Origin of the sequence: Neorhizobium tomejilense (assembly GCF_964254135.1) — a bacterium.
In the GTDB taxonomy this organism is placed as follows: domain Bacteria; phylum Pseudomonadota; class Alphaproteobacteria; order Rhizobiales; family Rhizobiaceae; genus Neorhizobium; species Neorhizobium tomejilense.
Genome location: NZ_CAXUSO020000001.1, coordinates 3,440,001 through 3,452,697 on the forward strand (window position 1 = coordinate 3,440,001; position 12,697 = coordinate 3,452,697).

Consider the following 12,697-nt stretch of genomic DNA (forward strand, 5'->3'; position numbering starts at 1 on the left):
GCAGGAAGATTACCCGAACTTCGACCCGATGACGATCTTCTCGTCGAGCGAGACCCCGCCGCCGCCTGCCGCGCGTGCCGGCGTTATCTACGGCTCGAATGTCGAGTCCGAGGTCAGTCTCCAGACCGTGGCCTTCCCCATCAAGGGCAGCATGTATGCCTTCGCGCAGGCGATGACGCTGGAAGAGGTCGAAGAAAACGTCCGCTCCAACGGTTCCGTGCTCACCGACGGCAGCGGCCAGCTTTCGGCACTCTATTATGTCGACCCGCAACGCTTCTCGTCGAAGGAGGACGGCGGCGGCCTTGACATCACCGCCGGCCTGTCGGCCCGTGTCGTCGAGGAAAACATCTCGGTTTCTGTGCCTGAGGCGATCAACGCCCGCACCCGCGAATATGCCGACGACATCATTCCGGTCCGCAAGGCCGAGACGGTCAGCCAGGCAATGACCGAGGTCGGTTATCCGGAAGGCAAGGCGCGCGAGATTTCCGGCTACCTGCAGTCCCGCCTCGGCGAGGCCAACCTTTCCATCGGCGACGTGCTGCGCATCGGCGTCATCCAGGAAGGCGACATGGTCCTCGTCGTCCGCGCCAGCCTCTATCGGCGCGGCGACCACCGGGTAACCGTCGCTCTCGACGATCGCGGCCGCTTTGTGGATGGCCAGGAGCCGCCGATGCTGGATGCGGTCGCCTCCGCCTTCAGCGAACAATCACCACAGATCGTTGCCGGCCGAGAACTGCCGCGCGTCTACGACGGCATCTACCGGGCAGCCCTCTCCTACGGCATGAGCAAGGAGATGACCGGCACGCTGGTAAAACTGCTTGCCAGTAATGTCGATCTGCAGGCCCAGCTGAAGCCGACGGACAAGATCGAGGCCTTCTTCTCGGTCGCCGACGAAAAAGGCCAGGCGAACAGGGATTCCCAGCTGCTTTACGTCAACGCCCGGTTCGGCGACACGACGAGCCGCTTCTACCGCTTTCAGAACCCCGACGACAACGCGGTCGATTATTTCGACGAGGACGGCAAGAGCATCCGGCAGTTCCTGCTGCGCAACCCGCTTCCGAACGGCCGCATGACCTCCGGCTTCGGCATGCGCGGCCACCCGCTGCTCGGTTATTCCCGCATGCATACCGGCACCGACTGGGCCGCCCCGCGCGGCACGCCGATCATCGCCACGGGCAACGGCATCGTCGAAAAGGCCGGCTGGGATTCCGGCGGCTATGGCAACCAGACGCTCATCCGTCATGCCAATGGCTACGTCTCCTCCTACAATCACCAGAGCGCCATCGCGCCAGGTGTTCGCGAAGGCGCCAAGATCACCCAAGGCCAGGTAATCGGTTACGTCGGCTCCACCGGCCAATCGACCGGCGCCCACCTTCATTACGAACTGATCGTCAATGGCACCAAGGTCGATGCGATGAAGATCCGCCTGCCGGGCGGCAATTCGCTGAACGGCAAGGCGCTCGCCCGTTTCGAAGAGGAACGCAAGCGGATCGATACGATCCTCAACACCCAGTCGGCCGACGAGGTCGCCAGCCGCTGAGGCCTTTACCGGATCAGTTGGGCACGAACAAAAATGGCGGCCGAAGCCGCCATTCTGCTTTTTAACGTTCGGTTCGGCTTACGCAGCCTCACTCACCACCCGTTTGACCCGGAAGAGCAGCCGGTCGGAACCGGCGCTGACCGCAACGGCCGAGCCGTCCGGGATCTGGCCGCCGAGAATCTGCTCTGCGAGCGGATCCTGCATGAACTTCTGGATCACCCGCTTCAGCGGACGAGCGCCGTAGACCGGATCGTAACCCTTGTCGGCCAGCCATTCGCGGGCGTCCGAACCGAGATCGATGCTGATCTTACGCTCCGCCAGCAGCAGCAGCAGCCGCTTCATCTGGATATCGACGATCGCGCCCATCTCGTTGCGCTTCAGGCGATGGAACAGGATGATCTCATCGACGCGGTTCAAAAATTCAGGCCGGAACGAGGCTTTCACGACGTCCATCACCTGCTCGCGCACGCTTTCGGAATCCTCACCCTCGCGAAGAGCGGTCAGGTATTCCGCTCCCAGATTGGAGGTCATGATGATCATCGTGTTCTTGAAGTCGACCGTGCGGCCTTGCCCGTCCGTCAGGCGCCCGTCGTCGAGCACCTGTAGAAGAACGTTGAACACGTCCGGATGCGCCTTCTCGATCTCGTCGAACAGCACGATCTGGTAGGGCTTGCGCCGCACCGCCTCGGTCAGCGCGCCGCCTTCCTCGTAACCGACATAACCCGGAGGCGCACCGATCAGCCGCGCGACCGAATGCTTCTCCATGTATTCCGACATGTCGAGGCGAACCATCGCGGACTCGTCGTCGAACAGGAAGCGGGCCAGCGACTTCGTCAGCTCCGTCTTACCGACACCGGTCGGGCCAAGGAAGATGAACGAGCCGATCGGCCGGTTCGGATCCTGCAGCCCTGCGCGCGAACGGCGAACCGCACGCGAGACAGCCTGGACCGCGTCGCCCTGGCCGATGACGGATTTTGCCAGTTCATCTTCCATGCGCAGCAGCTTGTCGCGCTCGCCTTCCAGCATCTTGTCGACCGGGATGCCGGTCCAGCGCGACACCACGTGGGCGATCGCATCCGGGTTCACGACTTCCTGCACCATGGCATTGGTCGAGGTATCCTGGGCTTCCGCTTCCACGAGGCGCTTTTCCAGTTCGGGGATCACGCCATAGGTCAGCTCGCCGGCACGCTGGAACTCACCCTTGCGCTGGGCGGTCGCCAGTTCGTTGCGGGCCTCGTCGAGCTGCCGCTTCAGGTCGGCGGCAAGGCCGAGCTTCTGCTTTTCCGCCTGCCAGCGGGCCGTCAGGGCATCCGCCTGTTCTTCGAGCGACGTCACTTCGCCTTCAAGACGCTGCAGCCGGTCGGCCGAGGCGCTGTCGGTTTCCTTCTTCAGGGCTTCGCGCTCGATCTTCAGCTGCATGATGCGGCGGTCGAGTTCGTCGAGTTCCTCGGGCTTTGAATCCACCTGCATGCGCAGCCGCGATGCGGCCTCGTCCATCAGGTCGATCGCCTTGTCGGGCAGGAACCGGTCGGTGATGTAGCGGTTGGAAAGCGTAGCAGCCGCAACCAGGGCCGAATCCGAGATGCGGACCTTGTGGTGCTGCTCGTATTTTTCCTTGAGCCCGCGCAGGATCGAGATCGTATCCTCGACCGTCGGCTCCTCGACCATGACCGGCTGGAAACGACGGGCAAGCGCCGGATCCTTTTCCACATGCTTGCGGTATTCATCGAGCGTGGTGGCGCCGACGCAATGCAGTTCGCCGCGGGCAAGCGCGGGCTTCAGGAGGTTGGACGCATCCATCGCGCCGTCGGATTTGCCGGCGCCCACCAGCGTGTGCATCTCGTCGATAAACAGGATGATCTCGCCGTTTTCCGACTGCACTTCGTTCAGGACGCTCTTCAGGCGCTCCTCGAACTCGCCGCGATATTTGGCGCCAGCGATCAGGGCGCCCATGTCGAGCGCCATCAGCTTCTTGTCTTTCAGGCTTTCCGGCACGTCGCCGTTGATGATGCGCAGCGCCAGGCCTTCGGCGATCGCCGTCTTGCCGACGCCGGGCTCGCCGATCAGCACCGGATTGTTCTTGGTACGGCGGGAGAGAACCTGGATCGTGCGGCGGATTTCGTCGTCGCGGCCGATCACCGGATCGAGCCTGCCGTCGCGGGCTTCCGCCGTCAGGTCGCGCGCATATTTCTTCAGGGCCTCGAAACCGGCCTCGGCATTGGCGCCGTCGGCCGTGCGACCCTTGCGGATGTCATTGATGACCTGGTTGAGCCCCTGCGCGGTCACACCAGCCTTTTTCAAGGTCGCGGAGGTCGAGGCCGACGTTTCGATGACAAGCGCCAGAAGCAGGCGCTCGACGGTGACGAAACTGTCGCCGGCCTTCTTGGCTGCCTCTTCCGCGGTCGAGAAAACCTTGGCGAGGGGCTGGGAGAGATAGATCTCGCCATTGCCGCCGGAAACCTTGGGAAGCTTGGCAAGTGCGGCGTCGTTGGCGATGCCCGCTTCCTTGGCATTGCCACCCGCCCGGTCGATCAGCGAGGACGCCATGCCCTGGTCGTCGTCGAGCAGCACCTTCAGCACGTGTTCGGGCGTGAACTGCTGGTGACCCGAAGCCAAAGCCTGGGTCTGAGCCGACTGCAGGAAACCGCGGACGCGCTCGGAGTATTTTTCGATGTTCATTCTGGTACCTCCAGTGATCGACCCGCCCATTATAAGGCACGGACCGATGATTGAGATTGAGCTCCCTCAAAGGCGAGCCCTGCCGAAGTCTCGGCGTTGCTGGAAATATGGTAAGCGGATTCTCGTGTTTAAAGTGTTCAGAAGCTCAAAATCCGCGAGCGGAAACCTCGCAAATTTTCCGCGTGACAATCCACAATCGAGCGAATACAGAAAACCGCATGTCTTTCACGTCCGCCAACGCCTCGCGATTTTATAGCTACCGCTTTCCCCAGCGGATGCGGGTCCGTGCGTAGCTGATTTCGACGCAACGACATTCCCTCAAGCCGCTAGTCTACCTGGCGGCTTTTTCAATTCCGCACGGTAGCACCAAACAGGAGCCATACCCGTGCCGAATGCCAAACCCGCCAATGCCTCGATAGATACGATCGACGATCGGCGCATCGTCGAGATCACACCGCTAACCATACCCGCCGACATCATCGCCGAAATCCCGCGCAACGAGGCGGTTACCGGGACGGTGACCAGGACGCGCGACACCGTCCACCGCATCCTGCATGGCGAGGACGACCGGCTGATCGTCGTCATCGGTCCCTGCTCGATCCATGATCCCGCGGCCGCGCGGGACTATGCGGCCCGGCTGGAAGAACAGCGACGACGTTTCAGCGGCGACCTCGAAATCGTCATGCGCGTCTATTTCGAAAAGCCCCGCACCACCGTCGGGTGGAAGGGCCTGATGAACGACCCGCATCTCGACGGCAGCTACCGGATCGAAGAGGGTTTGAGGATCGCCCGGCAGCTTCTTCTGAACATCAATGCGACGGGCCTTCCGGCCGGCTGCGAATTCCTCGATACGATCACCCCGCAATATATCGCCGACCTCGTCAGCTGGGGCGCGATCGGCGCCCGTACGACCGAAAGCCAGGTACATCGCCAGCTCGCATCCGGCCTCTCCTGCCCGATCGGCTTCAAGAATGGCACCGATGGCGGCGTCGCGGTTGCGCTCGATGCCATACTGGCCGCCTCGCAGACGCACCATTTCCCGGCGGTGACCAAGGACGGCCGGGCCGCGATCGCCACAACGACCGGCAACGAGGATTGCCACGTCATCCTTCGCGGCGGCAAGCAGCCGAACTATGACGCGGCCGACGTCGAGGCCGTTTCAAGGGATGCCGCAAAACGCGGTTTGGAGCCGCGCATTCTCATCGATGCCAGCCATGCCAACAGCGGCAAGGATCCGATGAACCAGCCGCTGGTCGTCAAGAACGTTGCGACGCAGATCGCTGCCGGCAACATGGCCATCAAGGGCATGATGATCGAGAGCAATATCGTCGGCGGCCGCCAGGATCTGGTGCCCGGCAAGCCTCTCGTCTACGGCCAGAGCATCACCGACGGCTGCATCGACTGGGAGACATCGGTCCTGGTGCTCGAGGAGCTTGCCCGCTCCGTCCGTGATCGGCGCCAGCCGACGGCTTGAAGCAGAAGGCAATCTCCGCTCGAAGAAAAAGGCCGCCCGGTTTCCCGAGCGGCCTTTTTGATCTCGTTATTTGAAGGATGGCTTATTCAGAAGCTGCATCCGCCAGGGCCGGCTGCGAGCCGTCGCCCGAGGCTTCGCCTTCGGAACCACCCTCTTCACCGGCGCCTTCGCCACGACGCGGACGACGCGGGCGGCTGCCGGCGGCGCGACGACGGCGCGGAGCCGCTTCTGCCTGTGCCTCTTCCTCGACCGCCACTTCGGCAGGCGTGCCTTCGATCACCGGCTGCGGGCCGGAACCATCCATGACCGGAGCGACTGGCTGAGGTGCTGCGACCTGGGTCGGAACCGCTGCCACTGCCGGCTGTTCCTGACGGTTTTCGCGGCGGGGGCGTTCGCGCTGCTGGTCACGCTGTTCGCGAGGTTCGCGCTGTTGGTCGCGAGGTTCGCGTTGTTCACGGGGCTCGCGCTGTTCACGCTGCTCCCGGCGCGGCTGCTGTTGCTGGACCTGCGGCTGCGGAGCCTCATCCATGGACGGCTGCTGCGAGTAACCGTTGTCCTCGCCGTCGCTATTGTCCATGTCGTCCTGATCCTGAACGTTGCCGTCCCGGTCCTGGTAGTCGCCACGATTGTCGTGCTGGAACCGATCCTGCATCTGCGCCTGTGCGGCGGCAATGATGCGGTTATAGTGTTCGGCGTGCTGGAGATAGTTCTCCGCCATCACACGGTCGCCGGAGCTTTGGGCATCACGGCCGAGTTGGCTATATTTTTCGGCGATATGCTGGGCGGTCCCGCGGATCTTCACGTCCGGGCCGGAGCTGTCGTAGGTGCGGCTGAGAGGATTGCCGCCCTTACGGTTGAAGTTGTTATTTCCGCCGCCGCCGCCACTATTGTTATTATTGTTACTGCCGCGACCTCGACCGCGTTTGTTCTGCTGTCCTGGCCTCATCTATCGTTCACCAATTCTCTGTCTTCGCTGATAAGGGGCCACGCGGTCTGCCGGACAGAGCCGAACAAGACTTCGCGTGCCGCGCACAGGCCGATCAAAGCGTCCTGCCGCTTGTGAAAGTCAAATTAACTGATTCACGCACCGGGAATTGTTCAACCTTCGCAACTCTTCGAAAAGAGAAGGATCAAAGGGTTGCCCTGTAACCCGAACGAATCGCTGTTCATTCCCAGCCGTCCCAGTGCGTATTTGCAAGCTATCCCGCTTCCTCCGGAAATCCAAGCCTTTTCTTTTGCCTGCAAAATCAAGGATGATTCACGGTAAATACGAGAACCCGATCGTTGTCGCCATAATCGCGGACCGCCTCCACCGGCGTAAAGCCGGCGACGCGGAAAATCGCGGTCACGGTTTCCTTCTGATCGAACCCGATCTCGACGCCGATAACGCCGTCCTTTTCGAGGAAATCTCCTGCACTCGCCGCAATCGCGCGATAGGCTTCGAGCCCATCCGGACCTCCATCTAGCGCTGCCAGCGGATCGAAATCCCGGACTTCCGGGTCCAATGCGGGGATAACATCGCTTCGTATATAGGGCGGATTTGACACGATTATGTCGAACCGGCCGGAAATTGCGTCGAACCAATGGCTGCGGACCGCCTGAAATCTCTCGGCCATTCCCAGCCGCGCCGCGTTCCGCGCCGCCGTCTGCAGGGCATCCTGCGAAATATCGCTGCCGATCCCCTGGGCCTTTGGGCTTTCCTTCAGCAGTGCCAAAACGACCGCTCCGGTTCCGGTACCAAGATCGAGAATACGTGCCGAACCCTTGTCTGCGACAATCTGCCTCACATAGGCAAGCATCGAATCCACCAGGATTTCGGTGTCCGGGCGTGGCTCCAGCGTTTCCTTCGAAATCAGGAGCTCCATGCCGTGGAATTCACGTAATCCTAATATGCGGTGCACGGGCTCCCGTTTCAAGCGGCGCTCGACCGCTTTCGAGATTCGGGAGGTTTCCTCCTCCGTCAGCAGCCGCTCGCCGCCGGTGAAGACTTCGGTGCTGGAAAGCCCGAGCAACCCGCCGATCAGCAGCCGTGCCTCGATCGCCGCATCCGGCAGGCCCGCCGCCGAGAACCGCGATCTGGCATCCGCGACGGCTGCTCCGAGCGTCGTCATCCGTGTTGCTCGCCGAGCTGCGCCAGCTGGCCGGCCTGGTAGTCGGAAATGAGCGCATCGACCACTTCGTCGATATCGCCTTCCATCATCCGGTCGAGCTTGTAGAGCGTCAGGTTGATCCGGTGGTCGGTCACCCGCCCCTGCGGGAAATTATAGGTGCGGATGCGCTCGGACCGGTCGCCGGAGCCGACCTGGCTCCTGCGGTCGGCGGAACGTTCGCTGTCCGCCTTCTGGCGCTCCATGTCGTAGAGGCGGGTGCGCAGCACCTGCATCGCCTTGGCGCGGTTCTGGTGCTGAGACTTTTCCGAACTGGTCACCACGATGCCGCTCGGCATGTGGGTGATGCGGACCGCGGAGTCCGTGGTGTTGACGTGCTGGCCGCCGGCACCCGACGAGCGCATCGTATCGATGCGGATGTCTTCCGGCCGGATTTCGATATCGATCTCTTCGGCCTCCGGCATCACGGCCACGGTCGCCGCCGAGGTGTGGATGCGGCCGCTCGCTTCCGTATCGGGCACGCGTTGCACACGGTGCACACCGGATTCGAACTTCAGCTTGGAGAACACCCCGCGTCCGGTCACAGTCGCGATGATTTCCTTGTAGCCGCCCGCCTCGCCTTCGCTTGCCGACAACACCTCGACCTTCCAGCCCTTGGTGGCGGCATAACGCTCGTACATGCGGAACAGGTCGCCGGCAAAAAGAGCCGCCTCGTTGCCGCCCGTTCCGGCGCGGATTTCGAGGATCGCGCTCCTCTCGTCGGCCGCGTCCTTCGGCAGAAGCAGGACCTGCATGTCCTTTTCCAGCGCCTCGAGCCGTTCCTCGGCTTCCGGCAGCTCCATTTCCGCAAGCTCGTGCATCTCGCGGTCGGTGCCCTTGTCGGTCAGCATCGCCCGCAGGTCGGCCACTTCCGCGATCGACTTCTCGTATTCGCGGATCTTGCGCACCACCGGCTGCAGTTCGGAATATTCGGACGCCAGCTTCACATAGACGTCGGCAGCCGGGCCTTCCGACATGCGCGCCTCGATCTCGCCGAACCGGCGTTCCAGCTCGCGCATCTTTTCGATAGGAAGCTTCGCCACCCACTAACTCCGTTTATTCTTTTTATCCGCTAGACGGGAATATTGTTGGCCTCGGCGAACCGCACAAGCAGCGCGCGGATCGGCTCCGTCGACCTTATATCGTCGAGCGCCACGTTCAATTCGGCGGACAGCTTGTCGATGTCAAGCCCGAGCAGCATCGCCTTGACCGGTCCGATCGAAGTCGGGGACATCGAAACCGAGCGGAAACCGACCCCCAGAAGCGCCATGGCGGAGAGCGGCTTGCCCGCCATCTCGCCGCACAGCGTCACCACCGTCTTGTTGCGTTCGCCGGCCCGCGCGATGTCGCGCAGAATGCGCAGGAACGGCTTGCCGAGATTGTCGAAACGATCGGAAACCCGGGCATTGCCGCGGTCCGCCGCCATGGTGAACTGGAACAGGTCGTTCGAACCGACCGAGACGAAATCCACTTCCGCCATCAGTTCGTCGAGCTGCCACATCAGCGCCGGCACTTCGAGCATCGCCCCGAACTGCAGCTTGCGCGGCAGGCTGTGGCCGAATTTCGAAAGGTGCTGCACTTCCTTCTGCATCAGCTCGCGCACCGCGTGGATTTCCGAAACCTCGGTCACCATCGGCAGCATCATCTTGAGCTCGGCGCCGGCAGAGGCCCGGAGCAGCGCCCGAAGCTGGGTGCGCAGCAGGCCTGGACGATCGAGCGACAGGCGGATCGCCCGCCAGCCGAGCGCCGGATTTTCCTCTTCCTGGGCCCGGAAATAGGAGACAACCTTGTCGCCGCCGATATCGAGGGTGCGGAACGTCACCGGGCGGCCGGCCGCCTGCTTGATGACGTTGCGGTAGAAGCTCTCCTGCTCCTCGAGCTTCGGCATGGTCGAGGCGATCATGAACTGCAGTTCGGTGCGGAAGAGACCGATGCCGTCGGCGCCGGACTCGGCAAGCTGTGGCAGATCCACCAGCAGGCCGGCATTCATCTGCAGGCTGATGCGCTTGCCGTCCTTTGTGACCGGCTCGACGTCCCGCAGCGCCTTGAACTGCTCCTGCCGGCGGGCCCGCAGGCGCACCTTTTCCTCGTAGGCCTTCTGCAGGTCGAGAACCGGCCGCAGATGAATCTGGCCATCGTCGCCGTCGATGATGATCGGATCGCCGTTTTCGGCAAGCGCCACGACACCCGCCGCCTGGCCGACGACCGGAATGCCCATGGCCCGCGCAACGATCACCACGTGGCTCGTCACGGCTCCGTCTTCGAGCACCAGGCCGCGCAGGCTGGCGCGCGGATAGTCGAGCAGTTCGGCCGCACCCATGGCGCGGGCGAGAATGATGGCGTCCGTCGGGAAACCTTCGTCGAAGGCGCGGCCGGAAAAGCCCGTCAGCTGGCGCAGAAGCCGGTTGGCCAGATCGTCGAAATCATGCATCCGCTCGCGCAGATAGGGATCGGTCAGGCGCATCATCCGCGCCTTGGTATCGCTCTGGACCTTCTCGACCGCGGCTTCCGCCGTCAGGCCGTTATGGATCGCCTCTTCCATGCGGCGGACCCAGCCCTGGTCGTGGGCGAACATCCGATAGGTTTCGAGCACCTCGCGATGTTCGCCTTCCTGGGATACTTCGCGGCGCGACAGCATGTCGTCGATCGAGATGCGCAGGGACCCGAGCGATTCCGCCAGCCGGATCACTTCCTTCTCCGCATCTTCGTTGAGGAGATTGGTGACGACAATACGCGGTTCGTGCAGCACCACATGGCCAAGGCCGATGCCTTCGTTATAGGCGTCGGCATCGATGGTGATGGCACGCGTGAGGTCCAGCTCGAGGCCCGGCCGGGTGATCTTCTTGAGCTCGCCGGTGGCGATCATCTCGGCGATCACCATCGCCGTGGTTTCGAGCGCCTCGACCTCGTCCTCGCGATAGTTGCGGCTCGCCTTGTTCTGGACGACGAGAACGCCAAGCGTGCGGCCTGCCCGCAGGATCGGCACGCCGAGGAAGGAATGGTAGATTTCCTCACCCGTTTCGGGGAGATAGCGGAAGGCTGGATGCGCCTGCGCATCGGAAAGGTTGAGTGGCTGCGCGGAGGCCGCGATCGTGCCGACGAGGCCCTGGCCCATCTTCAGCTGCGAAGTGTGGACGGCTTCCTTGTTGAGGCCTTCGGTGGCGTAGAGTTCGAGAACGCCGTCGGAGCGGAGCACATAGACCGAGCAGACCTCGGCCACCATGTTGCTGGCGATCTGGCGGACGATCCGGTCAAGGCGCTCCTGTGGCTCGAGCGGCTCCGCCATCAACTCGCGCAGCCGCTTCAACAGAACGCGCGGACCTGCCGACAGGTCTCTCATCGCCTATGCTCTCCCGAAACGAGGTCACCCCAGCCGCAAGACGACGCCCACAACTGCCGGCGCGTCCAAACGGTTCATTCTCAACTCTTATCGAGACCGTACGCGGAATGCAAAGTCCGAACGGCGAGTTCGGAATAGGCACCGTCGATCAGGATCGAAATCTTGATTTCCGAGGTGGTGATCGCCTTGATGTTGATGGATTTTTCGGCAAGTGCCTTGAAAGCGTGCGCGGCAACGCCGGCATGGCTGCGCATGCCGATGCCGATGACCGAGACTTTCGCCAGGCCTGATTCGGTCTGGACGACGTCGAAGCCGATCTTTTCCTTGTTGTCGTCGAGCACCTTCATGGCCTTCTGCACGTCGCCCGAAGGTACGGTGAAGGTCATGTCGGTGCGCGAACCGTCTTCCGACGTGTTCTGCACGATCATGTCGACATTGATATGCGCTTCGGCGAGCGGGCCGAAAATCGCAGCCGACACGCCCGGCCGGTCGGCAAGGCGCCGGAGCGAGATCTGCGCTTCATCCTTGGCATAGGCGATGCCGGTGACGACTTCCTGTTCCACGATTTCTTCCTCGTCGCAAATCAAAGTACCGGGCGGGTTCAAAAGGTCACCCATGCCCGGCGCATCGGGATCCTCGAAACTGGAACGCACGAAGGTGCGGACCTTATGGACCATGGCGAGCTCGACCGAGCGCACCTGCAGAACCTTCGAGCCGAGCGACGCCATTTCGAGCATTTCCTCGAAGGAAACCTTCTTCATGCGCCGCGCCTGGGGCACGATACGCGGGTCGGTCGTATAGACGCCGTCGACGTCCGTATAGATGTCGCAGCGGTCGGCCTTGACCGCGGCCGCGATCGCCACCGCCGACGTGTCGGAACCGCCGCGGCCGAGCGTGGCGATCCGGTTGTCCGGGCCGAGCCCCTGGAAGCCGGCAACGACAGCCACCTGGCCCTCGCCCATCCGCTTGACGATCTCGGAACCGTCGATCTCCATGATCCGCGCTGCCCCATGGGCGCTGTCGGTGCGGATCGGGATCTGCCAGCCCTGCCAGGACCGGGCGTTGATGCCCATCGACTGCAGGGCGATGGCGAGAATGCCGGACGTCACCTGCTCGCCGGATGCGACGACGGCGTCATATTCGCGTGCGTCGTAAAAAGGCGAGTTGGCGCCGGAGACCTTCGGCATGTCCTGAACCCAGCCGACGAGCTCGTTGGTCTTGCCGGACATGGCGGAGACGACGACCGCGACCTCGTGCCCTGCCTCAACCTCACGTTTCACATGGCGCGCGACGTTGTGAATGCGTTCGAGATTGGCGACCGAAGTGCCGCCGAACTTCATGACGATGCGAGCCATACCGACAAAAACCACTGTTTCGCCAAGAGGCTCGGGAGCCTTGGGCGCCTGCTTTCAAACCGTTCCGAAATCCCGTCGTTTGTGACAGGATCATCGAGTTGCGGCGTCTCTTATCGAAAAGGCTGAAAAGGCGCAATGGTCAGAACATAGCCGAACGGTACG

General features: G+C 62.6%; 8 protein-coding genes (1 of these 8 running past the window's edge). 2 read left to right on the forward strand and 6 right to left on the reverse strand.

What is annotated here, in order from left to right; translation table 11 throughout:
• A protein-coding gene (locus ACSQ3G_RS17145; protein WP_436110894.1) for a M23 family metallopeptidase crosses the window boundary here: on the forward strand, window positions 1-1,540 show its 3' portion. Its footprint begins 401 nt before the window's first position; only the last 1,540 of its 1,941 coding nucleotides appear in the window; the start codon falls outside the window, past its left edge; its stop codon occupies window positions 1,538-1,540.
• Between the two features lie 78 nt (window positions 1,541-1,618).
• Here the strand turns inward: ACSQ3G_RS17145 and clpB are convergent, their stop codons facing one another.
• On the reverse strand, window positions 1,619-4,219 hold the full coding sequence (gene clpB / locus ACSQ3G_RS17150; RefSeq protein ID WP_436110895.1) for an ATP-dependent chaperone ClpB: 2,601 nt from the start codon (window positions 4,217-4,219) through the stop codon (window positions 1,619-1,621).
• 385 nt (window positions 4,220-4,604) lie between these two features.
• Here clpB and ACSQ3G_RS17155 point away from each other — a divergent pair, with 385 nt between their 5' ends.
• Entirely contained in the window at window positions 4,605-5,693 is a 1,089-nt protein-coding gene (locus ACSQ3G_RS17155) for a 3-deoxy-7-phosphoheptulonate synthase (protein ID WP_436110896.1), read from the forward strand.
• Window positions 5,694-5,775: 82 nt separating this feature from the next.
• On the opposite strand, the gene ACSQ3G_RS17160 is transcribed toward ACSQ3G_RS17155, so the two are convergent.
• The 5 genes from ACSQ3G_RS17160 to ACSQ3G_RS17180 form a co-directional block, all read right to left on the reverse strand.
• Window positions 5,776-6,639: a DUF4167 domain-containing protein gene (locus ACSQ3G_RS17160; protein WP_436110897.1), complete on the reverse strand. Its 864-nt coding sequence runs from the start codon at window positions 6,637-6,639 to the stop codon at window positions 5,776-5,778.
• Window positions 6,640-6,940: 301 nt separating this feature from the next.
• Window positions 6,941-7,804 carry a peptide chain release factor N(5)-glutamine methyltransferase gene (prmC, locus tag ACSQ3G_RS17165; protein ID WP_436110898.1) on the reverse strand — a complete coding sequence of 288 codons (864 nt, stop codon included), beginning with the start codon at window positions 7,802-7,804 and terminating at the stop codon, window positions 6,941-6,943.
• On the reverse strand, window positions 7,801-8,883 hold the full coding sequence (prfA, locus tag ACSQ3G_RS17170; protein ID WP_105423656.1) for a peptide chain release factor 1: 1,083 nt from the start codon (window positions 8,881-8,883) through the stop codon (window positions 7,801-7,803). The genes prmC and prfA overlap by 4 nt, the downstream gene beginning before the upstream one ends.
• Before the next feature lie 29 nt (window positions 8,884-8,912).
• Complete coding sequence (ptsP, locus tag ACSQ3G_RS17175; protein WP_436110899.1) at window positions 8,913-11,180, reverse strand: phosphoenolpyruvate--protein phosphotransferase; 2,268 nt, start codon at window positions 11,178-11,180, stop codon at window positions 8,913-8,915.
• 80 nt (window positions 11,181-11,260) lie between these two features.
• Complete coding sequence (locus ACSQ3G_RS17180) at window positions 11,261-12,535, reverse strand: aspartate kinase (RefSeq protein WP_046605362.1); 1,275 nt, start codon at window positions 12,533-12,535, stop codon at window positions 11,261-11,263.
• Window positions 12,536-12,697: the final 162 nt, after the last annotated feature.